At 68.5% G+C, this 25,654-nt stretch carries 24 protein-coding genes; 6 read left to right on the forward strand and 18 right to left on the reverse strand.

All coding sequences use genetic code 11. The annotated features are described in order from the left end of the window. Positions 1–17: 17 nt before the first annotated feature. The 3 genes from AB4089_RS05450 to AB4089_RS05460 all read right to left on the reverse strand — a co-directional run bounded on the left by AB4089_RS05450 (position 18) and on the right by AB4089_RS05460 (position 1,662). A complete protein-coding gene (locus AB4089_RS05450) occupies positions 18–239 on the reverse strand; it encodes a hypothetical protein (RefSeq protein WP_390201662.1) in 222 nt (73 codons plus the stop codon). A 94-nt stretch (positions 240–333) separates the two neighbouring features. Beyond that, positions 334–1,317, reverse strand: a complete 984-nt coding sequence (gene pheA, locus AB4089_RS05455; protein ID WP_441408263.1) for a prephenate dehydratase — start codon at positions 1,315–1,317, stop codon at positions 334–336. An 18-nt stretch (positions 1,318–1,335) separates the two neighbouring features. Continuing rightward, positions 1,336–1,662, reverse strand: coding sequence for a rhodanese-like domain-containing protein (locus tag AB4089_RS05460; RefSeq protein WP_390201660.1), 327 nt, complete (start codon positions 1,660–1,662; stop codon positions 1,336–1,338). A 287-nt stretch (positions 1,663–1,949) separates the two neighbouring features. Between AB4089_RS05460 and AB4089_RS05465 the strand changes: the two genes are divergently transcribed. The 4 genes from AB4089_RS05465 (at position 1,950) to AB4089_RS05480 (ending at position 7,605) form a co-directional block, all read left to right on the forward strand. Beyond that, positions 1,950–3,392, forward strand: a complete 1,443-nt coding sequence (locus AB4089_RS05465; protein WP_441408264.1) for an amidase — start codon at positions 1,950–1,952, stop codon at positions 3,390–3,392. A 575-nt stretch (positions 3,393–3,967) separates the two neighbouring features. Further along, complete coding sequence (locus tag AB4089_RS05470; protein ID WP_441408265.1) at positions 3,968–5,089, forward strand: alcohol dehydrogenase catalytic domain-containing protein; 1,122 nt, start codon at positions 3,968–3,970, stop codon at positions 5,087–5,089. Between the two features lie 151 nt (positions 5,090–5,240). Further along, complete coding sequence (locus tag AB4089_RS05475) at positions 5,241–6,746, forward strand: peptide MFS transporter (protein ID WP_441408266.1); 1,506 nt, start codon at positions 5,241–5,243, stop codon at positions 6,744–6,746. Between the two features lie 4 nt (positions 6,747–6,750). Next, complete coding sequence (locus AB4089_RS05480; protein ID WP_441408267.1) at positions 6,751–7,605, forward strand: phosphotransferase; 855 nt, start codon at positions 6,751–6,753, stop codon at positions 7,603–7,605. Between the two features lie 44 nt (positions 7,606–7,649). Here the strand turns inward: AB4089_RS05480 and AB4089_RS05485 are convergent, their stop codons facing one another. Then, on the reverse strand, positions 7,650–8,480 hold the full coding sequence (locus AB4089_RS05485) for a DUF4190 domain-containing protein (RefSeq protein ID WP_441408268.1): 831 nt from the start codon (positions 8,478–8,480) through the stop codon (positions 7,650–7,652). Between the two features lie 149 nt (positions 8,481–8,629). Here AB4089_RS05485 and pgm point away from each other — a divergent pair, with 149 nt between their 5' ends. Next, on the forward strand, positions 8,630–10,291 hold the full coding sequence (gene pgm / locus AB4089_RS05490) for a phosphoglucomutase (alpha-D-glucose-1,6-bisphosphate-dependent) (RefSeq protein ID WP_441408269.1): 1,662 nt from the start codon (positions 8,630–8,632) through the stop codon (positions 10,289–10,291). Here pgm and AB4089_RS05495 read toward each other — a convergent pair. The 3 genes from AB4089_RS05495 to AB4089_RS05505 form a co-directional block, all read right to left on the reverse strand. Then, positions 10,288–11,442, reverse strand: coding sequence for a GGDEF domain-containing protein (locus AB4089_RS05495; protein ID WP_441408270.1), 1,155 nt, complete (start codon positions 11,440–11,442; stop codon positions 10,288–10,290). The genes pgm and AB4089_RS05495 overlap by 4 nt on opposite strands. A 148-nt stretch (positions 11,443–11,590) precedes the next feature. Then, positions 11,591–12,130, reverse strand: a complete 540-nt coding sequence (locus AB4089_RS05500) for a hypothetical protein (protein ID WP_441408271.1) — start codon at positions 12,128–12,130, stop codon at positions 11,591–11,593. Positions 12,131–12,353: 223 nt separating this feature from the next. After that, positions 12,354–12,959: a malonic semialdehyde reductase gene (locus tag AB4089_RS05505; protein WP_441408272.1), complete on the reverse strand. Its 606-nt coding sequence runs from the start codon at positions 12,957–12,959 to the stop codon at positions 12,354–12,356. 264 nt (positions 12,960–13,223) lie between these two features. Between AB4089_RS05505 and AB4089_RS05510 the strand changes: the two genes are divergently transcribed. Further along, positions 13,224–14,579 carry a uracil-xanthine permease family protein gene (locus AB4089_RS05510; RefSeq protein WP_441408273.1) on the forward strand — a complete coding sequence of 452 codons (1,356 nt, stop codon included), beginning with the start codon at positions 13,224–13,226 and terminating at the stop codon, positions 14,577–14,579. Between the two features lie 56 nt (positions 14,580–14,635). Here AB4089_RS05510 and AB4089_RS05515 read toward each other — a convergent pair whose 3' ends face one another. The 11 genes from AB4089_RS05515 to AB4089_RS05565 form a co-directional block, all read right to left on the reverse strand. Beyond that, positions 14,636–16,180 (reverse strand): MFS transporter, encoded by a 1,545-nt coding sequence (locus tag AB4089_RS05515; protein ID WP_441408274.1) that lies wholly within the window; start codon positions 16,178–16,180, stop codon positions 14,636–14,638. A 132-nt stretch (positions 16,181–16,312) separates the two neighbouring features. After that, positions 16,313–17,437 (reverse strand): glycerate kinase, encoded by a 1,125-nt coding sequence (locus tag AB4089_RS05520; protein ID WP_441408275.1) that lies wholly within the window; start codon positions 17,435–17,437, stop codon positions 16,313–16,315. A gap of 51 nt (positions 17,438–17,488) precedes the next feature. Next, positions 17,489–18,331: a glycerophosphodiester phosphodiesterase gene (locus AB4089_RS05525; protein ID WP_441408276.1), complete on the reverse strand. Its 843-nt coding sequence runs from the start codon at positions 18,329–18,331 to the stop codon at positions 17,489–17,491. Positions 18,332–18,431: 100 nt separating this feature from the next. After that, positions 18,432–18,680, reverse strand: a complete 249-nt coding sequence (locus AB4089_RS05530) for a hypothetical protein (protein ID WP_441408374.1) — start codon at positions 18,678–18,680, stop codon at positions 18,432–18,434. A gap of 179 nt (positions 18,681–18,859) precedes the next feature. Then, positions 18,860–19,678, reverse strand: coding sequence for an HAD family hydrolase (locus tag AB4089_RS05535; RefSeq protein ID WP_441408277.1), 819 nt, complete (start codon positions 19,676–19,678; stop codon positions 18,860–18,862). Positions 19,679–19,935: 257 nt separating this feature from the next. Continuing rightward, on the reverse strand, positions 19,936–20,448 hold the full coding sequence (locus tag AB4089_RS05540) for a YbhB/YbcL family Raf kinase inhibitor-like protein (protein WP_441408278.1): 513 nt from the start codon (positions 20,446–20,448) through the stop codon (positions 19,936–19,938). Positions 20,449–20,461: 13 nt separating this feature from the next. Then, on the reverse strand, positions 20,462–21,415 hold the full coding sequence (locus AB4089_RS05545) for a carbohydrate kinase family protein (protein ID WP_441408279.1): 954 nt from the start codon (positions 21,413–21,415) through the stop codon (positions 20,462–20,464). A gap of 71 nt (positions 21,416–21,486) precedes the next feature. Beyond that, a complete protein-coding gene (locus AB4089_RS05550; RefSeq protein WP_441408280.1) occupies positions 21,487–22,848 on the reverse strand; it encodes an MBL fold metallo-hydrolase in 1,362 nt (453 codons plus the stop codon). A 29-nt stretch (positions 22,849–22,877) separates the two neighbouring features. After that, positions 22,878–23,180: a rhodanese-like domain-containing protein gene (locus tag AB4089_RS05555; RefSeq protein ID WP_441408281.1), complete on the reverse strand. Its 303-nt coding sequence runs from the start codon at positions 23,178–23,180 to the stop codon at positions 22,878–22,880. A 143-nt stretch (positions 23,181–23,323) separates the two neighbouring features. Beyond that, positions 23,324–24,676 (reverse strand): Na+/H+ antiporter NhaA, encoded by a 1,353-nt coding sequence (gene nhaA / locus AB4089_RS05560; RefSeq protein WP_441408282.1) that lies wholly within the window; start codon positions 24,674–24,676, stop codon positions 23,324–23,326. Positions 24,677–24,810: 134 nt separating this feature from the next. Beyond that, a complete protein-coding gene (locus AB4089_RS05565; RefSeq protein WP_441408283.1) occupies positions 24,811–25,608 on the reverse strand; it encodes an alpha/beta hydrolase in 798 nt (265 codons plus the stop codon). Positions 25,609–25,654: the final 46 nt, after the last annotated feature.

A 25,654-nucleotide genomic window follows, 5' to 3' on the forward strand; every position in this document is an offset into this window, starting at 1 on the left:
GGCGGCTGGAGTGGTGACTAGGCGCTGGCGGCCTTCTTTGCCTCTTCGGCCTTCTTCGCTTCCGCGGCAGCCTTGGCGGCCCGGGCTTCGGACTGCTCCCGGATCATTGCCTGTTCTTCTTCGAAACGCAGGCGGTCCGCGCGGTCGGCGTCGTCGCCGTCCCAGTCCTGGTTGTCAGCCGTCGGCTTGGGATTGACGATCATTCCCTGGCCGTCGTTGTCTGTGCTGGTGCCTGACATGACCCGCTCCCTCCGTTAGGGGACTTCCCCAATATGGATCAGGCAAGCATACGCACAGTTGGGAGGGGGTGGAAGGGCACCGGATGGCATTTGCCTACGCTTTGGGCGAAGCCCCCGGCGTATATTCCACCTCGGCAGATGCTCCGCCCAGTATGTCTTTCACCCACGCATGCGCAGACCGGAATGCCTGGTCCGAGGTATGCGGCGCCACGCTGGTCCGGGTGCCGTCGGCACGCTGGTACGAGCCGAGGAAGCGGGTGGCCGGGCTGATCCGGTGGAGGCCGGCAAGCGCGTCGGCCACCCGGGCGTCAGCCACATGGCCATCGGCGTCAATGCTGAAGAAGTAGTGGCCCAGGTACTGCCCGGTCGGCCGGGATTCGATCCGGCTCAGGTTCACGCCGCGGGTCGCGAACTGGTCCAGGATCTCCATCAGTGCGCCCGGCCGGTCCTCGGGCAGCGGCACCACCACGGTGGTCTTGTCCGCGCCGGTGCGGTCCGGCAGCTGGCCCGGGCGGCCCACGAGCACGAACCGGGTGACGGCGCCGGGGTTGTCGCCGATGTTATCTGCCAGCACGGCCAGCCCCGGCTGCTCGGCGGCCACGATCGGGGCGCAGATCGCGGCGTCGTAGTGGGCGCCGTCGCCGCCCAGCAGGCCCATGGCGGCCGCGGCGGTGGACGACCCCGGAATATATTCCGCATGAGGAATATTGGCCTCGACCCAGAGCCTGCACTGGGCCCAGGCGTGGCCGTGGGTGGAGACGCGCCGGATGTCCCCGATCGCCACTCCGGGCCTGGCCACAAGGACGAAGCTGATGGGCACCAGGGCCTCCCGGAGGATCCTGAGTTCCTGGCCGGTGGCGATTGAGTCGAGGGTGGCCGTCACACCGCCTTCGACCGAGTTTTCAATCGGCACCATGGCCGCGTCGGCGGAACCGTCCCGCACCTTGTCCAGCGCCGTGTTCACATTCGATGACGGGATGCGGACGGCGTCCGCCGCGCCCGGGACTTGCATCAGGGCCGCCTCGGTGAAGGTGCCCTCGGGTCCGAGGAATGTGTAGGTGACGGTGGGTGCGGGCATCAGTTTTTCCTTCTTCGGTTACAGGACGACCGGTTTGAGGCCGTTGTCCGAGACCAGCGGCATGCCGGTCTCGACCCACTGGTCCATGCCGCCGGCCACATTCACGGCGGAATATCCCATTCCCACCAGCCACTGGGTGGCCCGGTAGGAGCGGCCGCCGGTGCGGCAAATGACATAGACGTCCTCGTCCGGGTCGAGTTCCTCGATCCGGGCCGGCAGCTGGTCCATGGGGATGTGCAGGGCGCCTTCGGCGTGTCCCGCGGCCCATTCATAGTCCTCGCGGACGTCCACGATCTTGGCACCATCGGGGATGCCAGACACGCTTACGCTCTGGAAGTCGCTCATGTTCACCCTTTCCGCAGAATTCAAGCTCCGATCCCAGCGTATCCCCCGCTGCCGGCAGCGGTGCCCGGCTGCCGGCACGTTACGCTTCTGGGGACCGCAAAGGAGACTCATGGCTGCCGAACACCCCGCGGAGCGGCCCGTCCGCGGCCCCCGCCCCGGGACATGCCCTCCCCTCGCTGCGAGCGCTGGACATGATGCCAAGGTGTCCTCCCGCAGGTCCCAAAAATGGGCATGTCCGGCGGGCACGGAACCCGCATGGCCCCGCGAACGGCTGGAGTCCGGCTTCCTTGGCTGAAATCCACGAGCTCTCCGCCCTCCAGCTCCGCGATGCGCTCCGTTCCGGGGAGCTCTCCGCCAGGCAGGCCACCGATCATTTCCTGGACCGCATCGAAGCCCAGAACCCGCGCCTCGGGGCATTCATCACCGTCACCGCGGATCAGGCGCGGAAGGATGCCGCGGCAGCGGACCACGTCCACGCCCTCCGAACCCGGACCGGCGAAGCCCTGGCGCCGCTGCATGGGATGCCGGTCGCCTTCAAGGACCTGACGGATGTGGCGGGGGTGGTCACCACGCATGGAAGCGCCGCGCTCGACCGCAAACCCGCGCTGGCCGACGGCGCCCTCGCCACCGCGCTCAAGGCGGCGGGTGTGGTGTCATTGGGCAAGACGCAGGTCCCGGAGTTCGGCCTGACGGCGTACAGCGAGAACCGGATCGCCCCGCCGTCGCGCAATCCACATGCACCCAGCCGCAGTTCGGGCGGATCCTCGGGCGGCAGCGCTGCCGCCGTGGCGGCGGGGCTGCTGCCCTTCGCCCCCGGATCCGATGGCGGCGGCTCGGTGCGGATTCCGGCGGCGGCGTGCGGACTGGTCGGGCTGAAACCCGGGCGAGGGCTGGTGCCTGCCGGGGAAAGCTCCGGCGATCCGGCCCAGCTCGTGGTTGCCGGGCCGCTCGCGCGCTCGGCCGCCGATGCCGCGCTGCTTTTGGATGCCCTGATGCCCGCCGTGGCGCCGGCCCCCGCGGCCCCACCGGGCTCCAGCTATCTCGACCTGACCGCCAGGGAACCGCGCCGGCTGCGGATCGGAATCAGCCTGGACAGCCCGTGGCAAACCGCTTTCCCCTTCACCCCGGATCCTGAGGCGCTCGAGGCACTGTCCGACGGCGTCGCGCGGCTGGAGGCCGCGGGACACGCGACCTCGGAGGCCGCGATTCGCTATGACAACCGCTACGCGGCCGCTTTCACGACAGCCTGGACGGCCGGGATCGGCAGCGCGCGGATCCCACCCCAGCGCGAGGCGCTCCTGACCCCGCTCACAAGGACGTTCCGGCGCCGGGCGCAGCAGCGGAGTGCGGCGAAACTCAACGAAGCCCTCGGTTTCCTACGGCAGTTCCAGCACGACACGATCGCCCAGTACAGCCAATGGGACCTCATCCTCACCCCGGCCCTGGCGCAGACGCCCCGCCCGGTGGGCTGGTTCACCGCCGCGACGCACGGCGGTGATTACTGGCCGGCTGCGGAATGGGCGGGCGACGCCGACGGCGACTACCGCAAGCAATGCAAGTACGCGCCGTGGTCCTCCATGGTGAACGTCTGCGGACTGCCTGCCATCAGCATCCCGGTGCACTGGACCGGCGGCGCCCCGGGTTCCGGCCTGCCGATGGGCATACAACTGATCGGCCCGATGGGATCCGAGGGGCTGCTGCTGCAGGTGGCCGCCCAGCTGGGGTTCTAGCCCTCGGTCCGGCCCCGGCCGTGGGCACATGCCCACCCCTCCCACCGGCCACGGCACATGTCCACGCCACAGACCGAACACAGGACATGTCCGCCCCTCCCACCCGCAACGGCACATGCCCACCCCTAGCCGCGAGGACTGGACATAATGCCATGATGTCCACGCATGGGCGCCAAAAATGGGCATGTCCCGCGGGGCGCAGAGGAAACCAGCCCGCCCCGGAGAACCCAGAGGACATGCCCACCCCTCCCGCCGGCACGGGACATGCCCGGCACTGACCGTTGCGGACATGTCCGCCCCTCCTACCCGCAACGGCACATGCCCGCCCCTTGCCGGGAGGACTGGACATAATGCCATGATGTCCACGCATGGGCGCCAAGAATGGGCATGTCCCGCGGGGCGCAGAGGAAACCAGCCCGTCCCGGAGAACCCCAAGTACCGCGGCGCCGGCGATGGTCTGCACCTCCTCCCCTCGCGCCGCCCGTCGGGACGCTCAAGGCACCGCCCAAATGGACGGTGGCTGCGGCCGGCGGCTATCGTTCACACAAACCCGACCAGGCCGCGAAAGAGGATCGATGAAGATCACCGGTGCAGTACTTGAAGAAATCGGGCGCCCGCGTCCCTTCGCGGAATCCAGGCCCATCAGCATCTCCGAGCTGGAGCTGGCGGCTCCGGGGCCCACCGAGATCCTCGTCCGCATGGAGGCCGCCGGGATCTGCCACTCTGACCTGAGCGTCGTCGACGGCAACCGGGTCCGGCCGGTCCCCATGCTTCTGGGCCACGAGGCCGCGGGCCGGATCGTGACGGTCGGTTCCGCCGTCGCCGACCTGCGGCCCGGGCAGCGCGTGGTCATGTCCTTCCTGCCGCGATGCGAGAGCTGCCCGAACTGCGCCGAGGACGGCCGGCTGCCCTGCACGGCGGGTTCGAAGAGCAACAACGACGGAACGCTGCTGCACGGATCCAGGCACCTGAGCCGCAACGGCGCGCCGGTCCACCACCACCTGGGCGTCTCAGGTTTCGCGACCCATGCCGTGGTGGACCGCGCGTCGGCCGTGCCGGTGGACGACGACATCCCTGCGGACATAGCAGCGGTCCTGGGCTGCGCCGTACTGACCGGCGGCGGCGCCGTGCTGAACGCGGCCCGGCCGCGCCCGCAGGACAGCATCATGATCGTCGGCCTTGGAGGCGTGGGCATGGCGGCGCTCATCACCGCCATCTCCCAGGGCATCTCGCGGATCATCGCCGTGGACACGCTGGAGCAGAAACTCGATCACGCCCGCCGCCTCGGCGCCCACGAAACGTACACCCCGCAGCAGGTCCTCGAGGAGGGCGTCAAAGCCAGGTACGTGATTGAGTGCGCCGGTAACGCCCGCGCGTTCGAAACCGCGTTCGCCGCCACCTCCCCCGGCGGCACCACCGTCACGGCCGGGCTGCCGTCCCCCGAGGCCCGGGCCCAGCTGGCGCCGCTGACGGTCACCGCCGAGGCCAGGACGATCGTGGGCAGCTACCTCGGTTCCGCCGTACCGTCGCGGGACATCCCGCAATACGCCCAGCTGTGGCGGGACGGGAAACTGCCGGTCGAGGAGCTGATTTCGGACCGTATCGCCCTGGCCGACATCAACCAGGCCATGGACCAGCTGGCTGACGGCCACGCCATCCGGCAGGTCATCATGTTCGACGGCGGCGAGCCCGCCTAGCACACGCCCCGGGACCCGGCCGCCCGCCGCGGCCGGCTCCCGGAAAATCCGGCGAAAGGGAGGCGAAAGAGAGGCAAAACACTATCCGGGTTGCTTGCCTCCGGACTGCTCGAATGTGACAATCGCGCGTCACAATGTCACCATTAAGTAAATGAGCACAACTCATTTATCCAATCCCCCCGCTACAACGCCGGGCGATCCCTCGTTCAGTCCCTCCGCTAAGGCGCCGGGCGACACCTCGTTTTTCGGCCACCCAAAGATGCTGGCCAGCCTTTTCTCCGTAGAGATGTGGGAGCGATTCTCCTTCTACGGAATGCAGGGGATCCTCCTCTACTACATGTACTTCACGGCCGCCCAGGGTGGCCTTGAGATCCCACAGGCCATGGCCGCCGGCCTGGTCGGCGCCTACGGTGGCGGCGTCTACCTCTCCACGATCCTCGGCGCGTGGCTTGCGGACCGGCTCTTCGGCTCGGAGAAGGTGCTGTTCGGTGCGGCCATCCTGATCATGGCCGGCCACATTGGGCTGGCGCTCGTTCCCGGCATACCGGGCCTGATCGCCGGTCTGGTGCTGGTGGGCGTGGGCTCCGGTGGGCTGAAGGCCAACGCCACCGCCCTCGTCGGCAGCCTGTACGGCGAGAAGGACGAACGCCGCGACGCCGGATTCTCCATCTTCTACATGGGCATCAACGCCGGCGCGCTGATCGGCCCGCTGGTCACCGGCTGGCTGCAGGAAAGCCAGGGCTTCCACTGGGGCTTCGGCGCCGCCGCCATCGGCATGGCCATTGGCCTTGTCATCTACTCGCTGGGCCGCAAGAAGCTGCCCGAAGCAGCACAGCGGGTCCCGAATCCCCTTCCCGCTGCCCAGCGCACCCGCTACGGCCTGATCTTCGGTGGCATCGCCGTGATCATCGCAGCGCTGCTCGTGACCGGCACCGTGAACCCCGAGAACCTGGCCATGTCCATGGCCTACGCCGCAATCGGCGCGTCGGTGCTGTACTTCGCCCTGATCTTCAGCAGCAAGAAGGTCACCGCCGTCGAGCGCGGCCGGGTGACGGCGTTTATCCCGCTGTACATCGCCTCTGCCGCGTTCTGGGCGCTGTTCCAGCAGCAGTTCACCTTCATTGCCGTCTACTCGGAAGAGAAGCTGGACCGGAACCTCTTCGGCTGGGAAATGCCTGCCGCCTGGGTCCAGTCCATCAACCCGGTGTTCATCATCATCTTTGCCGGCATCATGGCCGCCCTGTGGACCAGGCTCGGCCGGAAGCAGCCCGGTTCGGCCCTGAAGTTCTCCGTAGGCCTGTTCGTCATGGGTCTGGCCTTCCTGGCCTTCATCCCGCTGGCCGGCGGCGGCAAGACCCCTCTGCTGGCCCTGGTCGGAATCCTGCTGCTGTTCACCCTCGCAGAGCTGTTCCTCTCCCCCATCGGCCTGTCCGTGACCACCAAGCTGGCGCCGAAGGCCTTCCACACCCAGATGGTGGCCCTGTTCTTCCTGTCCGTTTCCCTGGGCACCACACTGGCCGGCATCCTGTCCGGCCTGTACAACCCGAAGGACGAGCTGCCCTACTTCATCGGCATCGGCGGAACCGCGATGCTGCTGGCCGTGGGCCTGGCAATCGCCTCGCCGGCGATCAAGAAGCTCATGGGCGGCGTACGCTGACCCGATGAGCCCCGCACGTCGCGTCCCGGTTGATTCGCGCGTCTACGCTCCCGCCCCCGGCGAGGCGTCCGACGTCGAAATCATGCCTGCGGGCGACGTGACCGATGGTGTGGTGCGGGTTGGCGGAACCATCCGCCGCCCGCACCAACCGCAATCCCTCGCCGTGGCCGAGTACCTCGACTGGCTGGAGGACGCAGGCTTTGAGGGCTCCCCGCGCTTCCTCGGCCGCGACGCACAGGGCCGGGACGTCCTGACCTTTGTGCCGGGCCGGTGCGCCGGGGCGCAGCCGGAAGAGTGGACGCAGTCCGAGGACCTGCTGGCCTCCGTGGCCCGCCTGGTGCGGCGCCTGCACACGGCGTCGGCAGGCTTCGTGCCGCGGGCCCACTCGTTCCCGCCCCGGCCGGTCCGGCCAAACCCCTCCGATGCCGCCGCGCTCATCTGCCATCTGGACGTCACACCCCAGAATGTGGTGGTCCGGGGCGGCCTGGCCGCGGGACTTGTCGATTTCGACCTCGCCGGACCCGCCACGGCACTCCACGATTCGCTCAACACTGCCATGCACTGGGTTCCGCTCCGCGACCCCTCAGACGCCTGGCCAGGCTGGGAAGACCAAGACCCATTCCGCCGGCTGCGCATTTTCGCCGACGCCTACGGCTGGACAGAGAATGAACGACGCCGGGTTCCCGTCGCCGGGATCGATGCCGCCGCGCTGAGCTACGAGCGGATGCGGCACAACGCCGCCGTCCTGGGCGGCGGCTGGGCGCGGATGTGGGAGGACGGCGTGGGCGGCCTCATCAACCGCCGCCGTGCGTGGCTTGAGGCCAATGCCGAACCGCTGGTGGCCGCACTGACGCGCTGAGCCCACGCTTTGATGCAGACCGGCCACGGCCTCCGCGGCGGCGGTTAGGTGCCGTATCCGCTGTTTCGCGCCGTGCCGATGACCAGTCCAAAGATGACCAGCACCAGGACCGTGACGGCGATGCCCACGTACCCCATCACGAGACCGGCGATCGCCATGCCCCGGCCGGCCGGTTCGCGCCGCAGGGCCAGGTGTCCCAGGATGACGGCGGCCAGCTGCGGAAGCAGGAAGAATCCGAAGCCCACCAGGGCGGCGATACCGCAGCACATGCTGGCGATGCTCAGGCTCTTGGGCGCTGCTGGCACGCCGTAGTACGCCGGCTGGCCGTAGGCATTGGGGCTGCCCGGCTGGGCGTACGGCGACTGCTGCTGGCCATACGGCGACTGCTGCTGGCCATACGGCGAGGAGGGCTGGCCATAGGCAGGCTGTCCGTAGCCCGCCGATCCCGCGGCATAGGGCGTGCGGCCGGAGTCGCCGTAGATCGGCGGGTAAGGGCTGGAGTACGGGCCCTGGTCCGGCGCCGGCTGCCCGGGCTGCTGCTGGCCGGGCAGCGGCTGGCCGGCTTGCTGGCCCGTGTAGGGCTGTTCCTGCCACGGCTGCTGCGGGGACTCAGCTTGCCGCGGGGCCTCAGGCTGTTGAGGGACGTCAGGCTGTTGAGGGGCGTCAGGCTGTTGAGGGGCGTCAGGCTGCTGCGGGGCCTCAGCTTGCCGCGGGGGCTCGGGCTGCGCGAACTGCTGCGTCGCCGATTGTTCCTGGTCCTGGCCACCGGGCGCTGCCTGCTGCTGCGGAACGTCCGGCTGCTGGTCCGGGAGGCGCAGCGTCGGCTGGTAGCCCTCCGGGGTCTCGTCTTTGCCTTGTTTTGGCTGGTCAGTCATGGCATGTCCCCTCAAGAAGTCCCTGCGTCCAGCGTACCGCCGTGGGGTTGGCTTGGGACCAGGCCCTTCGGCGGGTTTTCTTTTCGTCATAGGAACGGCTTTGACGCGAAACCGTGTTGCACGCCGGTGTCGTCTGGCATGCTGGTGCCATGGCTAGCCGCGCGGGCACAGTTGCCCAACCCCAGGACCTTGTTGACCTCACTGCGCTTTTGGATGCGTACTACGACGTTTCGCCGGACCTCTCGGACCCGGGCCAGCGTGTGGCCTTCGGCACCTCCGGACACCGGGGATCGAGCCTAAAGGCCTCCTTCAACGAACCCCATATCCTCGCCATCACGCAGGCAATCGTGGAATACCGTGCGGGCCAGGGCATCACCGGCCCCCTCTACATGGCGAAGGACACCCACGGCCTGAGCGAACCAGCTCAGAATTCCGCCCTCGAAGTACTGGCGGCCAACGGCGTGAATGTCCTCATCGATGCCCGCCACGGCTACACACCCACCCCTGCCCTAAGCCACGCCATCCTCACGCACAACCGGAACGCCGCCCCCGGCGCACCGCAGGCCGACGGCATCGTGGTGACCCCCAGCCACAACCCCCCGGGCGACGGCGGATTCAAGTACAACCCGCCGCACGGCGGCCCCGCGGACACCGACGCCACCGGCTGGATCGCCAACCGCGCTAACGAACTCCTCGAGAATGGCCTGCGCGGCGTCAAGCGGATCCCCGTGGCCGAAGCCCTCGCGGCAGACACCACCGGCAAGTTCGATTTCCTTAGCAGCTACGTCGACGACCTTCCCTCGGTGCTGGACCTGAATGCCATCCGCGAGGCGGGTGTCCGGATCGGCGCGGACCCCATGGGCGGCGCGTCCGTGGACTACTGGGGCGAGATCGGCGAGCGCCACCACCTGAACCTCACGGTGGTTAACCCGACCGTTGACCCGCAGTGGGCCTTCATGACCCTGGACTGGGACGAGAAGATCCGGATGGACTGCTCCTCGCCGTCGGCGATGGCCTCGCTGATCACGAGGATGTCCGAAGGGGCGAAGTTCGACATCGCCACCGGCAACGACGCCGACGCCGACCGGCACGGCATCGTGACGCCATTTGTTGATGGACAGGGCGGGCTGATGAACCCGAACCACTACCTCGCCGTCGCCATCGATTACCTGTACCGGCACCGCACCGGGTGGAACCCGCAGTCCGTGATCGGCAAGACCCTGGTGTCCTCCTCGATCATCGACCGCGTGGCCGAGAGCCTGGGCCGCAAGCTCGTGGAGGTCCCCGTGGGCTTCAAGTGGTTCGTTCCCGGCCTGCTGTCCGGCGAGGGTGCGTTCGGCGGGGAGGAATCCGCGGGCGCCTCCTTTAATAAGATGGACGGCAGCGTCTGGACCACCGACAAGGACGGCATCCTGCTGGCACTGCTGGCCTCGGAGATCACGGCCGTCACCGGCCAGTCGCCGTCGCAGCTCTACAAGGGGCTCACCGACCGATTCGGCGATCCCGTCTATGCCCGGATCGACGCCGCCGCCACGCGTGAACAGAAGGCCGCCCTGGGCAAGCTCTCGCCGTCGGACGTCACTGCCACCGAACTGGCGGGCGAAACGATTACCGCCAAACTGACCGAGGCGCCCGGCAACGGTGCTGCGATCGGCGGCCTGAAGGTGGTCACCGAGAACGCCTGGTTCGCGGCGCGGCCGTCCGGCACGGAGGACGTCTACAAGATCTACGCCGAGTCCTTCAAGGGGGCCGAGCACCTCAAGCAGGTCCAGGCCGAGGCGAAGGCCCTGGTGGACGGGGTCATTTCCTAGCTGCCACCGCCGGCGGCCAGTTCGGCGCGGTCCCTGCCCAGCGTCTTCGCCTGGTAGAGGGCCGCGTCGGCCAAGGCCACCGCAGCGTCGAGACTGCCCGGGCCGGCGTCGACGGCCGCGATGCCGTAGCTGACGGTCGGCAGGCGCGGAATGACACGGGACCCGGACTGCTGGAGCCGACTGCTGACGTCGGCCGCGATTTCCCGGGCGCGTTCCGGTGTGACGCCCGGCAGCAGAAGGATGAATTCCTCGCCGCCGTAGCGGCCAATGAGGTCCGTGGAGCGGACGGTTCCGGTGCAGGCCCGGGCAAACGCCTGCAGGGCAGAGTCCCCGGCCGGGTGGCCGAACTGGTCGTTGATCTTCTTGAAATGGTCAAGGTCTGCAATGATGACCGACGCCGTGGTTCCGGTCCGGCGCAGGCGCCGCAGTTCATTTTCCGCGAGATCCAGGAAGGCCGAGCGGTTGAGCAGACCAGTGAGGCCGTCCACGGTGGCCCGGGACCGCAGATCCTGGGTCTGTTGTTCGTAGCTCAGCTCGGCCATGGTGAAGGAGGCGACCACCAGCGTGATCATCGAGAAGACGGTCATGGTGCCGGAGCCGAAGACCGTGGTGAAGATTGCGCTGTCCGGCCCTTTCGTCAGGAACACGACGAGGCGGCCCAGGTAGAAAACGGCCAGGATGCCGGCTCCGACGGCGAGGGGACGATGCACACGGGAGTAGTCGCGTTCGAGCAGGAACAGCTCCCGGGATCCCATGCCGATCAGCAGGGCCATGAATCCCAGGTACACCGGGCCTCCCGCCCACGTGTTGGTGGCCGGGTGGTCCAAGGCTGAAGCGACGGCGGTGGCGGCGGGGCCGGCCGCGAGGTGCCAGGACCGTGGTGAAGGGGCGCGCAGCGATCGCCCACCGGCCCAGATGCTTGCGGCGCCGGCGACCAGCAGGACGTTGCCGGCCGGAATGGCCCAGGCCTGGTGGACCGTTCCGTCCATCAGATACGCGGCATTGCCGACCAGGAACAGCAGGAGGGCCATGCACCACCAGCCGCTGTAGGGGGACCTCGTGCGCCGGAACGTAATGAAGTAGAAAAGCAGCAGCAGTGTCAGGTCGACCAGCGCCAAGGCAACCCTCAGCGTCGCGGTGTCAAGCATCATGTAGTGGCCCCCCCGGTCCGCTTTTGACTTGCCCGAATGCATCGCTTCATCGTCGAAGTTGCCCTTAGTATGGCACCGGTCGTGCGGGAATCCACCGCTGGGGTCACGGATATGACGTGTTGGACCTCGTAGGAGGCCGTTCCGGTGCTCAGGCCGGGGCTTCGGTCCACAATTTGAGTACCCGGCGGGTGGCGTGCCTGCCGTCGGGGGCCATGTCCACCAGCGCTATCTGGTCCAGCGTGACGGCGTCGCCCTGCTGGAGCCGTTTGTCACCGTGGTGGGAGACGTGCGGCCGGTACCCTTCCAGGGTGTACGCAGGCGTGGAAATCCTGCCGGGCAGCTGCTCCACCATCCGGACCAGCTGGTTATGGAGAAACTGCAGCTGGTCGCTGGGTTCGATCAGGTTGACCGGGATGGAGCCGGCGCGGCCAAAACCGGCTTCGCCAGCCACGCGCAGGCTGGAACCCAGGACCGCGGCCACCGGATCCGCCATGAGTGCGGCGATCTGCCCGGCGAGCGGATCGTCGTGGACCGGCATTGCGCCCGGCTCGGCTTCGGGGCGTGCGTCCTGGCGGGGTTCGACAACGTCGAACTTGACCAATGTGATGTGCAGCGGCCAGTCATCACGGGGAAACTCGAGCCCCTCGGCTACCGGCTCCACGAAGGCCACCGCGATCAGGTTCCGCATGGGAAAAGTGTGCCACGCCAAGGCCGCCACGGACCGTGGCACTTTGCACAAACACGCAGTGCCGGAGACAAAGGCGCGGACTAAGATTAGAAGTGGCCCTGGATGTGGGCCGTGCGCTGAACCGCAGAATCACATCCCGAGTGCCTCCGGCCTGTCCCCCATGGTGTCGGAGGCACCTCCGCGGATGGGCAGTGCCGGAGGCACCTCCGCGGAACAGAGGCCTTTAGACGGTACGGACGACGTCCTCGTAGGCGAACTTCGGCTTGGCTGCGCCCCAAGCGTCTTCACCGGGCTGGCCGATGTTGACCACCAGGAAGCTCTTCTGGCTCCCGTCGGGGAAGAACGCGGCGTCGATCTTGGCGAAATCGGCACCCGTCATGGGACCGGCGGCCAGGCCCAGGGAGCGGACCGCGAGGATGAAGTAACCGGCCTGCAGGTGGGCGTTGTTGTTGCCGGTGGACGCGGCGAGGTCCGGTGCGGCGTCGTACATGGCCTTGGGGGCGTTGTAGCCGGGAAGGAACGTGTCCCACTGCTCCTGCCAGGCGGTGTCGTAGCTCAGGACGGCGACAAGCGGCGCGGAGGCCGTCTTGGCGCGGTTTCCGGCGGACAGGGCATCCACGAGCGTGGCCCGGGCGTCGTCGGAACGCACGTAGGTGACGCGCAGCGGCTGTGAGTTGAAAGCGGTGGGTCCGAACTTCGTCAGTTCGTAGATGGCGCGGGCCTGCTGCTCGGTAACGTCGCCGGTAAAGGCGTTCGCGGTGCGGGCTTCGGCAAAGATGGCGTCGACGGCGGCTGCCTCGATTACTGCTTCATCGTGGGCGATTGTCATTGGCATCCCTTTCGCTGTGCCGGCGCGCCCTTTGGGTGGCCGGCTTTTGCTGTCCATAATTGTGGTCACTACTTGCAACTTCAACTTCCGGCGCCTGCTTCCCACAAAGCCCTGTGACCTCCGGCACACACTGCTCCGGCGGACATCGCGCTTGGCCCGGCCCCAACCGTCCCGAGCCGGACGGCCGGCAAAACCCTGCGCGGTAAAGTTGCTCGGGAAGATTCCTTCCGCGCCCGCCCCACATTCTCTGAAAGGCTCCCGGCTATGAGCATGCTCGGCACCAAATGGAAGCTCCACGGCAACGGCAAGTCCGTCCGCCCCGGTGAGGTCGTCCGGCCTGATGAGCGGCTCACCTGGCCCCTGACGGTGGGGATCGGGATGCAGCACGTCGTGGCGATGTTCGGTGCCACCTTCCTGGTCCCGATCATCACGGGCATGCCGCCGGCCACCACCTTATTCTTCTCCGGCATCGGCACCCTGCTGTTCCTGGTCATCACGCAGGGACGCGTGCCGAGCTACCTCGGTTCCAGCTTCGCGTTCATAGCCCCGATCTTGGCTTCCCAGCAGCAGTTCGGCGTCCCCGGGGCACTGGGCGGTGTGGTGCTGGCGGGCGCGACGCTCGCCGTCGTCGGTGCCGTGGTGCAGAAATTCGGTGCCGGCTGGATCAACCGGGTCATGCCGCCGATCGTGACCGGCGCGATCGTGGCGCTGATCGGTTTGAACCTGGCTCCCGCGGCGAAGGCCAACTTCGACTTGGCCCCCGTCACGGCCTTCATCACCCTGGCCGTCATCATCGTGGTCAGCGTGCTGTTCCGCGGCATGCTGGGCCGGCTGAGCATCCTGGTGGGCGTTCTGGTGGGCTACCTGGTTGCGATGATCCGGGGCGAGGTGAACTTTTCCAAGATGGAGGGTGCTGCGTGGGTGGGCCTGCCGCATTTCCAGACTCCCGAATTCCACCTCGGCGTCGTGGGCCTCTTCGTTCCGGTGGTGCTGGTGCTGGTGGCGGAGAACATCGGCCATGTGAAGTCCGTGTCGGCCATGACGGGCCAGAACCTCGACGGCGTCTCCGGCCGGGCGCTGCTGGCCGACGGCGCCGCCACCATGCTTGCCGGGTTTGGCGGCGGGTCCGGTACCACCACGTACGCGGAGAACATCGGCGTCATGGCCGCCACCAAGGTGTATTCGACGGCGGCCTACTGGGTGGCCGGCATCTTCGCCGTGATCCTGAGCTTCTCGCCGAAGTTCGGCGAGCTGATCGCCACTGTCCCTGCCGGTGTCCTGGGCGGCGCGGCCACGATGCTTTACGGGATGATCGGCGTGCTGGGCGTGAAGATCTGGGTCCAGAACAAGGTGAATTTCTCCAACTCGATCAACCTGACCACGGCCGCCGTGGCCCTGATCGTCGGGATTGCGGACTACACCTGGACCATTGGCGACCTGAAGTTCACCGGGATCGCGCTGGGCTCGGCCGCGGCCCTGGTGATCTACCACGGCATGAAGGCGATCGCGAAGGTGCGCGGCACGGTGGCGGAGCCGGAAACCGAAGATCCGGCGCCGGCTGCGGCCTCGGCCGCCGCGGTGAAGGCAGCCGTCAAGCGCACCCCCAAGAAGCGCCGCTAGGAAAGCACTGCTGGGAAACCACCGCTGGCGGGCGATAGCCCGATACTCAGGGCTGGCTACTCCGCCGGCCGGTCCTTCGTCTCTGCTGCCCCTGCCCCGCCTTCCGCACTGGCCGGTTCCGCCGGCTCGTAGGTGTGGTCAAAAGGCATCTCGTTGAGATTCAGGTTGTCGTTGGTGTCCTGGCCTGCGACCAGCTCATGGGCTTCCTCCACGGTATCCACGCTCGGCATGGAGCCGAGGAGCGGGCGTCCGGCCGTTTCGCGGATGAAGTACACGGCCACCGCGCCGACGGCCGAGGTGGCAATGAGGTAGTAGGCCGGCATCATGTCGTTTCCGGTGGCGGCGATGAGCGCGGCGATCACAAACGGGGCAGTGCCACCGAAGATTGCCACCGCGAAATTGTACGCAATGCCCATGGCACCGTACCGGCTGGCCGTGGGGAACAGCGCCGGCAGGGCAGAGGCCAGATTCGCCACGTAGAACGTCAGCGGAAAAGCGATGAGAGCCAGGCCCAGGAGGGTGGACCAGATCTCCCCCACGCCAATCAGCAGGAAGGCCGGGGCCGCCAGGATCACAGTGCCGAGCGAACCGATCCAGAGCACCGGGCGGCGGCCGATCCGGTCCGAGAGCCGGCCGGTGAGCGGGATGGCCGCAGACATCGCCACGAGGACGGGAATGGTCAGCAGGGTGCCATGAAGTTCGTCGTAGCCCAGGTTCGACGTCAGGTACGTCGGCATATAGGACGTCAGCGCGTAGCCGACGATGTTGGCGGCCGCGACCAGGATCATGGCGAGCAGGATGCTCTGCCAATGCGAGGCGATGATCGCTACCGGGCCCTTTGCCGCGGCCTCACCGCCCGCGCCGGCTTCTCCGGCGGCCTGGGCGTCAAGGCTGGCCTGGAAAGTCGGGGACTCCTCAATCTTCATGCGGAAGTAGATGGCCACAAGCCCCAGCGGGCCGGCGATCAGGAACGGAATGCGCCAGCCCCATGCCTCCATCGTGTCGCTGCCGAGCACCACCTGCAGCAGCGTTACCAGGGCCGCGCCGATGGCGAAGCCCATGTAGCTGCCAAGGTCCAGGAAGCTGGCGAAGTAGCCGCGGCGGGCGTCCGGGGCGTGTTCGCTGACAAAGGTCGTGGCACCGGCATACTCACCGCCGGTCGAGAAGCCCTGGATGAGTTTGGTGACCACCAGAAGAACGGCCGCCCAGATTCCGAGCACGGCGTACCCGGGCAGGAGACCCACCACGAAGGTCGAGGCCGCCATGATGATGAGGGTCATCGCGAGGACCTTCTGGCGGCCGATCTTGTCGCCGAGCCAGCCGAAGAACACCCCGCCCAGCGGCCGCGCAATGAAGGTCGCGCCGAAGGTGCCGAGCAGGAACAGGTTCTGTACGGTCTTGTCCGCCTCCGGCAGGAAGACCGGGCCCATGGTGGTGATCAGGTAGCCGAACACGCCGACGTCGTACCACTCCATAGTGTTCCCGACGATGGTGCCGCCGAGGGCCTTGCGCATGACGCGCCGGTCCACGACGTTGATGTGTTCGACCTCTAGCCGGCGCTCTTGGAGCTTCGCCCGGCGGGAGTTGTGCTTCGTGGACATATCGTCCTCCTGGGAAGGCCATGTGTGCTCATGGCCCTGGCAGGGAGTCACGGGCCCCCAATTGGGCCAGTTTAGCCGGGCGGGCCCACCCGGACCAGAGGAACGGGGGCGCAGTCGCGGCCCGGTCCGGCCCTACGCGCCTTCGAGGACCTGGCTGGTGGCCCAGGCAAGGTATTTTGCGGCGTTGGCGACGGCGTCCTCCGGGCTGCCGGCGACGTCCAGCAGTTGCGCGCCGGCCACCACTCCGTGACGGGCCAGGTCCTCGGGCGTGACGAGGATCCGGCCGGCAACCACGATCACGGGAATGCCGAGGGCCTGGGCGGCATCGGCGAGGGCGATCGGAGCCTTGCCCGTCAGCGACTGGCTGTCCATGGAGCCTTCTCCGGTGATGACCAGGTCCGCCACCGCGAGCTTCGCGGCAAGCCCGGTGAGGCCGGCCACCAGTTCGAAGCCGCCTTCCAGGGCGGCCGTACTGAAGGCCAGGAACGACGCCGGGAAGCCGCCGGCCGCGCCGGCGCCGGGCACATTGACGTCCCGGCCCGTCGACTCGCGCAGGACCGAGGCCCAGTTCCGCAGGCCGGCGTCGAGCAGCTCCACCGCATCGGCGTCGGCGCCTTTTTGCGGACCAAATACGTGTGCGGCCCCGTCGGTGCCGTACAGCGGGTTTTGGACGTCGACGGCGATCCTGAACTTTACTTCGGACAGCCGTGGATCGAGGCCGCTGATGTCCACGGACACGACGTCGGCGAGCGATCCGCCGCCGAGGGGCACGACATTCCCGGCCGCGTCCAGAGGCTTGAGTCCGAGGGCCCGGAGTGCGCCGCTGCCGCCGTCGCTCATGGCCGAGCCGCCCACGCCCAGGACGATTTCGTTGGCACCGGCGTCCAGCGCGGCGGCGATCAGCTGCCCGCAGCCATAGCTGTGGGCGCGCAGCGCGTTCGCCGGGGTGGGCTCCATGTGCGCCAGCCCGGATGCCTGGGCCGTTTCAATCACCGCGGTGGCCCCGCCGAAGGCATCCGCGCGGATAGCCCAGGCGGCGCCGATCGGGGCCAGGATCGGGCCAACGACCGCGTTGAGCCTTTCCTCATAACCGGCCGCGACGGCCGCCTCGAGGGTCCCCTCCCCGCCGTCGGCCACCGGAAACTGGATGGCCTCGGCGTCCGGGTAGACGCGCAGGGCGCCTTCGGCAATGGCGGCGGCGGCTTCGGTGGCGGTGAGGGAGCCCTTGAATTTGTCCGGGGCGATGAGGATGCGCATGGCACTATCCTGCCAGTCTGGCGTGGTCGCGGCACCAAGACGACGCGGTGTTTAGGCCCAGGTCCCGCGCTCCTGAAGGACCGCCTTGAGCAGGTCGGCGCGGTCCGTGACAAGGCCATCGACGCCGAGGTCCAGCAGCCGGTGCATTTCCGCGGGCTCGTTGACCGTCCACACATGGACCTGCAGGCCGTGCCGGTGGGCCCGCCGGATGAAGCCGGACGTCACCACGGGCACCGCGCCATAGCGGACCGGGACCTGCAGGGCGTGGACCCCGCGCAGTGCCCCACGCGCCACGAGGGACATCAGCCGCGCCGGCAGCACCGGGCCCAGAAGGACGAACACGGCGCTGGACATGATGCCGGCCGAGCTCGCGGCGGGACGGCTCAGCCGCTTCAGTACCGCACGGCGCCGCCGGTCCGAGAAGCTGGCCACCAGCACGCGGTCGTGCAGCCCGTGGCGTTCGATCGCCGAGGCCAGGGTGCCCACCGATTGCCAGTCCTTGACGTCGATGTTGAGCCGGATGTCCGGGAAGGCCGCAATCAGCTCCTCGAACCGCGGAATCGGCTCGGTTCCGCCGATCCTGGCCTGCTCCACGGTCTCCGCCGGAAGGTCCGCGATCCGGCCTTTCCCCTGCGTGATCCGGTCCAGGGTGGGGTCGTGGAAGAGCATCAAAACGCCGTCGGCCGTCGTGTGGACATCCGTCTCCAGATGCCGGTACCCGAGGTCAACGGCGGCGCGGAACGCGGCCATCGAGTTCTCGAGCCCGTCCAGCGAGAAGCCCCGGTGGGCCATCGCCAAGGGCGCCAGGGAATCGCCGGGAGCACGGGCAGCGGCGTCCTTCGGGCTGGCGTCGCGGTTCCCGCGGGGGGCGAAGTACGGGTGCGGGCTGGTCACTCCTGAAGCGTACCTGAGCCTGGACCTGCGGCCCGTGAGTTCGACCGGGCCGCAGGCGGGACCGGACGGCAGCGGGCAAAGGGGCTCGGCGGGGCCGGTGTCAGGATTCGTGCGGTCGGATTTCGACGCCGTCGGCGCAGTGCAGCAGTGTGCGGCCCCGGCCGCCGTCGAGGTCCACCCAGACGACGCTGTGGTCCGCCGTCACTGCGTCCACGAGGCCGCTGGTCTCGACGCCCGGGGCCAGCCGGACGCTGACGCGGTCGCCCTGACGCAGCTGCCTCCAGTGCGGGTCCGGCTCCGCCGGGCGCAGGGGTTGATCGTCCGTGTTGTTGATGCGGTGCCTGGCCATGATGTCCCCACTATCGGTCATACGAACTGTCGCGAGACTTCAGCCTAGAAGGGCAAGGTGAACGCCAGTTGACCGTCCGCTGGGAATCCGGTGTCCGGCCGGGACGTGCATCAGGACGCCGGGGGCACGCCGGGGGATGTGGGCCTCGGCCCAGGCGGGGATGTCGGCTGTGGCGCCCCTTAGGTCAGCCGCACGCCGAGTTCGGCCAGCTTGGCCTCGAGGATCTGGGCGACGCCGTCGTCGTCGAAGTGCGGGGCCTGCTGGCCCGCGGCGCGGATCGCTTCGGGGTGGCCGCTGGCCATCGCGTAGCCGTGCCCCGCCCAGCGGAGCATCTCGATGTCGTTGGGCATATCCCCGAATGCCACCACGTCCGCCGCGCCGATGCCTAGGGACGCCGCATATTCGGCGAGGGTCACGGCCTTGTTCACGCCGGGCAAGGAGAGCTCCAGCAGGGCCATGTTCGGCGCCGAGTGCGTCGCGGCGGCCAGATGGGCGACGGCGGGCGCCACGTCGGCGAGGAATTCGTCGGCGGTGCCCTCGCGGAGAATGGCCAGGAACTTCACCACGGAGTCCCCCTCGGCGAGGGTGGTGTGCAGCGGGGCCGGCGTGAATTCCGCGAGCAGTTGGCTTGAGCCGTTTTCAATGAAGCCCGGTTCCAGGTGGAAGCCGGTGAGGGTCTCGGCGGCAAACAAGGCGGACGGACGCAGCTGCTTGATGATGCGCCGGATCTCGAACACGGCGTCCAGGTCCAGGGTCCGCGCCGAGAGCATGCGGTCTGCCTCGAGGTCCCACACGACGGCGCCGTTGGAGCAGATGACCGTTCCGGTGTGCCCCAGCTGGTCCTGCAGGGGGTGGAGCCAGCGCGGCGGCCGACCTGTGACGAAGACCAGTTCCAGCCCGGCGTCGCGGCAGGCGTGGAACGCGCGGACGGTCCGTTCACTGATTTTGCCGTCATGGCCCAGGATCGTTCCGTCGATGTCACTTGCTACCAGCCGCATAGAGCCAGTCTACGTGGACCGCGGCGGCCGGCTCCCGCGTCCGCATCCGTCCGGATCGCCGGACCACGTTGAGTTCGCCGGACCGCGTCCGGTTCGCCGGAAATTTCCGGCGAACCGGAGAGTTTCCGGCGAGTCCGACGGCGGACTGGGGCGGGCAGCGGCAGGCGGCGGACCACGGCGGGCTGGGGCACTCGGTGGCAGCGGCGGACTGGGCACGCGGTGGCAGCGGCGGGAAGTGACGGGCGCCCGCGGTGGGCTCAGTGCCGTTCGAAGATGCCGGTGAGCGTGCCCCGGCCCAGGGTGTGAGCCGACAGCTTCGTTTCCAGGCTGGCCGGAGATGTGCCCTCATTCAGCTCGGACCGCGCAACGTCGAGTGCGTGGACGGTGATTACGTACCGGTGCGGCCCGTGCCCGGGAGGCGGTGCGGCCCCGAGGTAGCCGTGGAACCCGCCGTCGTTCTTCAACTGGATGGCCCCCGGGGGAAGGACGTTGCCGCCTTCGGCACCAGCCCCGGCGGGCAACGACGTGACGTCGGCGGGGACGTCCAGCACGGCCCAGTGCCAGAAGCCGCCGCGCCCCGGGGCGTCGGGGTCGAACATGGTCACTGCGTAGCCCTTGGTGCCGGCCGGGGCGCCGCTCCAGCTCAGCTGCGGCGACTGGTCCTGGCCGCCGGCGCGCATCCGGCCGCTGCGCTGGGCAGGCGGGAGGGTCTGGCCCTCCGTGAAAGAGTCACTGCGGACCGGGAACACCGGAACATCGTGGCGTGTCATGGCTGCCTTTCACTTACTGCTGGGGCTGCGCGTCCGTTTCCATCCGTGCCATCTCCGCACGCGTGGGCGGGTTGGCGCCGGCGCGGGACACGGTGACCGCCGCTGCCCGGGAGGCGTGGGCGAGGAGATCGCGGAGGCTTTCGGCGGACAGTTCGCGCAGGGCCTTGCGGTTCTGGGCCCCGTCCAGGCCCAGGTCCACCACGCCGGACAGCAGGGCGGCCATGAACGAATCCCCCGCACCGACGGTGTCCGCGACGCTGATCTCGGGAGCGGGGAACTGGGCGGCACCAGCGGCGTTGACGCCCCAGGGGCCCTCGCCGCCGCGGGTCACCACCACCATGGCCGGCCCTTCCGAGCCGCCCAAGGCCAGCCAGCGGCGGGCCGAGTCCAGCGGGTCAGCACCCGGGTAGAGCCATTCGAGGTCCTCGTCGGAGGCTTTGACAACGTCGGCGAGGGTCACGAACTTTTCGGCCTGCGCGCGGGCAAAGTCCACGTCCGGGATGATGCTGGGGCGGCAGTTGGGGTCAAAGCTGATAGTGGCGGACGGGTGGGCGCGTTCGACGGCGGCCAGCACGTCGGCGGCGCCGGGCGCCAGCATGGTGGCGATGGACCCCGTGTGCAGCAGCGTGGTGCCCTGCAGCAGGAAGGGCAGGCGCGCTGCGACGCCGGGAAGCTCCCAGGCGAGGTCGAAGGTGTAAGTGGCGGCGCCGGCGTCGTCAATCAACGCTGCGGCCACGCTGGTGGGCAGCTCGTCGGGACCCAGCGGGAGCAGCACGGAGCTCGACTTCAGGTGCGCGGCCAAGGCCTCCCCGTAGGCATCGCGGCCATAGCGTCCGATGAACTGGACCGGATGGTCCAGCCGGGCCAGCCCTACCGCCACGTTGAGGGGGCTGCCGCCGACATGGGCCTGGACGCCGGAGGATCGCTGGACTACATCAACCAGCCCCTCGCCTATAACTGTGAGCATGCTCATACTCTGCCAGAGAATCCGTTCCGCGTCGTTTGGTTACCTCCAGCCGCCGGACCGGATGCCGGCGTTCAGGCCGCCGGGGTGTCCAGGGCGATCCCAGCGGACGCGGCCTCAGCGAACCGGGCATCGATGTGGACCACGTCCCGCCCGGCCCGCTGGAGGAGGCTGGCGGCGATCCCGGCACGGTACCCGGAACCGCAGTGCACCCAGAGCTTCCCGGCAGGAACCTCGTCAAGGCGCAGCAGCAGTTCGTGCAGCGGCACGTTGACCGCGCCCACCACCCGGGAAGCGGCGAATTCGTCGGCCCGGCGCACGTCCAGGATGGCGTCACCGGCGCCCCGGCCGACGAGCACGCCGTCCCAGCCCACACGCGGGTACGAGGCGAGGGCGGCCTGCGGGGCCAGGGTGTGCGGTTCAGTTCCGAGCGCGGCGTCCGGGGATTCGATGCCGATCCGGGAGAGGTCGCGAATTGCGTTCTCGATATCGTCCCGCGAGCCCACGAGGGTCAACGGTTCACCCCACGGCAGCACCCAGCCGAGGTAGGTGGTGAAACTGGAACCGGAGCCGTACTCGAAACTGACGCTGCCCTTGAGGTGGCTGCTGGCGAACGCCACGCGCCGGCGCACGTCCACCACCCACTCGCCGCCCTCCAGTCGCCGGGTGAGCTCGGCGGGATCAAGCGACGCGGGAACGGCCAGATCCGCCGGGCCCGGGCCCCGGACGTTGGCCGGACTCATGTGGGCGTAGTACGAGGGGTAGTCCGTGAGGTTGGCGATGAGCTGGCGGACGAAGTGGTCCTCGTCCGGGTCCGTGAGGGCGTGGTTGGCGGCGAGCTGCTCGGCGATGGTGGAGGACCGGGCTCCGGTGGCGGGTCCGGAGGAGCAGAACGAGCCGAATCCGTGGGTCGGGAACAGCGCGGCGTCATGGCCGGCCTCCGCGGCGAGGCGCCGGACCGAGGCGTACTGGTCGTGGGTCAGGCCCACGGTGTCCGCCTCGGCCACAAGGTCTGTGCGGCCCACCGAGCCGTACAGCAGGCTGCCGCCCGAAAAGACTGCCCGCTTCTCGCCGTCGTCCACGATGAATGACATATGGGTGTGCGTGTGGCCGGGCGTGGCGACCGCCGTGACGGTGAGCGAGCCTACCCGGACCGTCTGGCCGTCCGTGATGGGGGTGCGCTCGAACGCCACGGGATCGGCGGCGTTCACCAGATAGCTGGCGCCGTGGGCGCGGGCCAGGATCAGCCCGCCGGTGATGTAGTCATTGTGCAGGTGGGTTTCGGCGACGTGCGTGATGGCGACCCCGGCGTCGCGGGCGGCCGCCTCGATGCGGTCCGTGTCACGCTGCGGGTCGATCGCCAGCGCCACTGAGCCGTCGTGGACCAGATAGCTGCGGTCCCCGAGCTGGCGGGTCTCGATGACAATGACTTCCATGGCCCCTCCGTTAGGTCAGCCCGCTACGGTCAGCCCCGGTTGACGGGGTGCCCTTCGTCGTGCCACTGCATGATCCCGCCGGTGACGTTGACGGCGTCGTATCCCTGGTCCTCCAGGTACGCGGTGGCCTGGGCGCTGCGGCCGCCGGCGGCGCACATGACGTAGACCGTTCCGCTGGCCGGAACCTCGGCAAGGGACTGGACGAAGCGCGAGAGCGGGATGCTCCTGGCGCCGGGAACCCGGACGGCGGCGAATTCGTCTTCCTCGCGGACATCGACGATTTCGGTGTCGTCGCCCAGGGCGGCCAGGTCCTTTACGGAGATGCTCTTCATGCCTGTTCCTTTCGGGGGCACCGGAAGGCCGGTGCATATTTCAGTGCGTATTTCAGCTAGATCATGATACCCCTTGGGGTATCAACGGGCTGCGTGCAGCGCCTTCCCCTACGCCCCAGTCTCCCTTAAATCCGGCCCCACACCTATCCTGCGGCGGGGTTCTGCTGGTACACATCCGGGATGCCGTCGTGGTCCGAGTCGATCCTCTCTTCCGCCTCCGTCTGGCGGTAGTGCTTATTCCGGGCCTGCAGCACGGCGGTCGCGAGGAGCGCGGCTATCACGGAGGCCGCCAGGATCCCCACCTTCGCATGGTCATCATGGACAGTGCCTTGGCCGAAGCTCAGCTCGGCAACCAGCAACGACACCGTGAAACCGATGCCGGCCAGGATCGAGAGCCCGAAGACGTCGATCCATTTGAAGGAGCTGTCCAGCCGGGCCCGCGTGACCTTGGTGATGAGCCAGGTGGTGCCGAGGATTCCGGCGGGTTTTCCGAGCACGAGGGCCAGGATAATCCCCACGGCCACCGGGTCCGTCAGCGCGGCGACGAGGCCCGTCAGGCCGCCGACTGCCACTCCGGCGGAAAAGAACGCGAAGACCGGGACCGCGATTCCGGCCGAGATGGGACGGAACCGGTGTTCAAAGGTCTCCGCAAGGCCCGGCCCGGCCTCCGGTCCGCCGCTGGCCTGGGAACGGAGGACGGGGACAGCAAAACCGAGCAGGACGCCGGCCACGGTGGCGTGGATGCCTGAGGCGTGGACCAGCGCCCAGGTGGCGGCGCCGAGCGGCAGCAGGATCACCCAGGCGGCCAGTGCGTGCAGACCGAAGAACCGGGGGTATTTCTGGACCAGGAACGTGTAGAGGCCCAGCGGGATCAGGGCCAGCAGGAGCGGCACGGGATGGAGCTCGCTGGTGTAGAAAATCGCGATGATGGTGATGGCCAGGAGGTCGTCCACGACGGCGAGGGTGAGCAGGAAGATCCGCAGTGCACTGGGCAAGTGGGAACCGATGATCGCCAGCACCGCGACGGCGAAGGCGATGTCCGTTGCAGTGGGGATGGCCCAGCCCCCCAGGGCGTCGTGGCCGGCGAGATTAACCGCTGCATAGATGAGTGCGGGAATGGCGACGCCGCCCACGGCGGCGGCCACCGGGACCACGGATTTGTTCAGCTGGCGCAGGTCGCCCGCGACAAACTCGCGCTTCAGTTCGAGGCCGACCAGGAAAAAGAAGATGGCCAGCAGCCCGTCGGCCGCCCACGCGCCCAGGCTCAGGTCCAGGTGCCAGGGCTCGTAGCCGACCTTGAAGTCGCGGAGCGCGAAGTAGCTCGCCGACGCCGGGGAGTTGGCCCAGATCAGGGCGATCACCGCCGCGGCGACCAGCAGGGCGCCACCGACGGTTTCCTTCCGCAGGATTTCGCCGATCCGCAGGGCCTCGGCGTAGCTGCCGCGTCCAAAAACCGAGAGGCGACGGGGTGTGGGAGTAGGTGGCAGGGCGCTCATGGAGTCCTCAAAGTAGGGTCGACGGAACTATGCCGACCAGACTTCCCGGCGCACCTGCGTCAAGTCTATTCGCTTCCGGCGGCCCGCGGGCCGGGCTGGAGGGCTGCCTGCGGGCTGGAGGGCCGGGCCGGATTTCAGACCAGCAGCTGCTGCACGAGCTCGCGGCACTTCCGGTAGGCGGGTGCCTTCGGATCAATAAGTGCAAAGTGGTCGCCCGGGACCTTCAGCAACTGGACGGGCGCGCCGGCCGCCTTGGCTGCCCCGACGTAGGTCTCGGACTGGCTGACCGGCACGGTGTCGTCCTCCGTGCCATGCACGGCATATACAGGCACGCCCAGCGGCACCGCGCTCATCGGGTCCGCGAATTTATGCCGTTTGGGATACTTCTCCGACGACCCGCCCAGGAAGTTGCTGACGGCACCGTTGCTGAGGTTGAGCCGCTCGGCGGCCGCGAGGTTGAGCACCCCTGACTGGCTGACGACGCCGGTCAGCTGCACCGCGCCGTCGTCGTCGCCACGACGCGTAAGCTGCCGGTCCGCATCCGGGGCGCCGAGCCCGGCGAGCCGGCTGCGTCCGGCCGCCCAGACCGCAAGGTGGCCGCCGGCCGAATGGCCAAGGGCGACCACCCGGTCAAGTCCGAGTCCGTGCTCACCGGCGAGCTCGCCCAGCTTGTCGATTCCGGCCAGGACGTCGGCAAAAGTGTTGGGCCAGCCGCCGCCGTTGCCGGCCCGCCGGTACTCCAGGTTCCAGGCTGCCATGCCATGCGCGGCGAGGTCCTTTGCGAGGGGCTCCCCAAGCTCCGCACCGTACTGCGAACGCCAGTACCCGCCATGGATCACCACCACCACACCCTTGGGCGCGGCCACCTCGGGCAGGAAGAGCTCACCCCACTGGCTTGGGTCCTCGCCGTACTGGTACTTCTGCCTCTTCACAGCGTCCTCCTTGGGGCCCGGTGAACAGGCGGCGGAGACTGCCCCC

It is taken from the genome of Arthrobacter sp. 2MCAF15, from assembly GCF_052115605.1.
Lineage (GTDB): Bacteria > Actinomycetota > Actinomycetes > Actinomycetales > Micrococcaceae > Arthrobacter.

Bases quoted from the DNA above. Each gene is read 5' to 3' on its own strand.
- AB4089_RS05450 (WP_390201662.1), bottom strand. From the start codon at position 239: ATGTCAGGCACCAGCACAGACAACGACGGCCAGGGAATGATCGTCAAT.
- pheA (WP_441408263.1), bottom strand. From the start codon at position 1,317: ATGCCCGCACCCACCGTCACCTACACATTCCTCGGACCCGAGGGCACC.
- AB4089_RS05460 (WP_390201660.1), bottom strand. From the start codon at position 1,662: ATGAGCGACTTCCAGAGCGTAAGCGTGTCTGGCATCCCCGATGGTGCC.
- AB4089_RS05470 (WP_441408265.1), top strand. From the start codon at position 3,968: ATGAAGATCACCGGTGCAGTACTTGAAGAAATCGGGCGCCCGCGTCCC.
- AB4089_RS05475 (WP_441408266.1), top strand. From the start codon at position 5,241: ATGAGCACAACTCATTTATCCAATCCCCCCGCTACAACGCCGGGCGAT.
- AB4089_RS05480 (WP_441408267.1), top strand. From the start codon at position 6,751: ATGAGCCCCGCACGTCGCGTCCCGGTTGATTCGCGCGTCTACGCTCCC.
- AB4089_RS05485 (WP_441408268.1), bottom strand. From the start codon at position 8,480: ATGACTGACCAGCCAAAACAAGGCAAAGACGAGACCCCGGAGGGCTAC.
- pgm (WP_441408269.1), top strand. From the start codon at position 8,630: ATGGCTAGCCGCGCGGGCACAGTTGCCCAACCCCAGGACCTTGTTGAC.
- AB4089_RS05495 (WP_441408270.1), bottom strand. From the start codon at position 11,442: ATGATGCTTGACACCGCGACGCTGAGGGTTGCCTTGGCGCTGGTCGAC.
- AB4089_RS05500 (WP_441408271.1), bottom strand. From the start codon at position 12,130: ATGCGGAACCTGATCGCGGTGGCCTTCGTGGAGCCGGTAGCCGAGGGG.
- AB4089_RS05505 (WP_441408272.1), bottom strand. From the start codon at position 12,959: ATGACAATCGCCCACGATGAAGCAGTAATCGAGGCAGCCGCCGTCGAC.
- AB4089_RS05510 (WP_441408273.1), top strand. From the start codon at position 13,224: ATGAGCATGCTCGGCACCAAATGGAAGCTCCACGGCAACGGCAAGTCC.
- AB4089_RS05515 (WP_441408274.1), bottom strand. From the start codon at position 16,180: ATGTCCACGAAGCACAACTCCCGCCGGGCGAAGCTCCAAGAGCGCCGG.
- AB4089_RS05520 (WP_441408275.1), bottom strand. From the start codon at position 17,437: ATGCGCATCCTCATCGCCCCGGACAAATTCAAGGGCTCCCTCACCGCC.
- AB4089_RS05530 (WP_441408374.1), bottom strand. From the start codon at position 18,680: ATGGCCAGGCACCGCATCAACAACACGGACGATCAACCCCTGCGCCCG.
- AB4089_RS05535 (WP_441408277.1), bottom strand. From the start codon at position 19,678: ATGCGGCTGGTAGCAAGTGACATCGACGGAACGATCCTGGGCCATGAC.
- AB4089_RS05540 (WP_441408278.1), bottom strand. From the start codon at position 20,448: ATGACACGCCACGATGTTCCGGTGTTCCCGGTCCGCAGTGACTCTTTC.
- AB4089_RS05545 (WP_441408279.1), bottom strand. From the start codon at position 21,415: ATGCTCACAGTTATAGGCGAGGGGCTGGTTGATGTAGTCCAGCGATCC.
- AB4089_RS05550 (WP_441408280.1), bottom strand. From the start codon at position 22,848: ATGGAAGTCATTGTCATCGAGACCCGCCAGCTCGGGGACCGCAGCTAT.
- AB4089_RS05555 (WP_441408281.1), bottom strand. From the start codon at position 23,180: ATGAAGAGCATCTCCGTAAAGGACCTGGCCGCCCTGGGCGACGACACC.
- nhaA (WP_441408282.1), bottom strand. From the start codon at position 24,676: ATGAGCGCCCTGCCACCTACTCCCACACCCCGTCGCCTCTCGGTTTTT.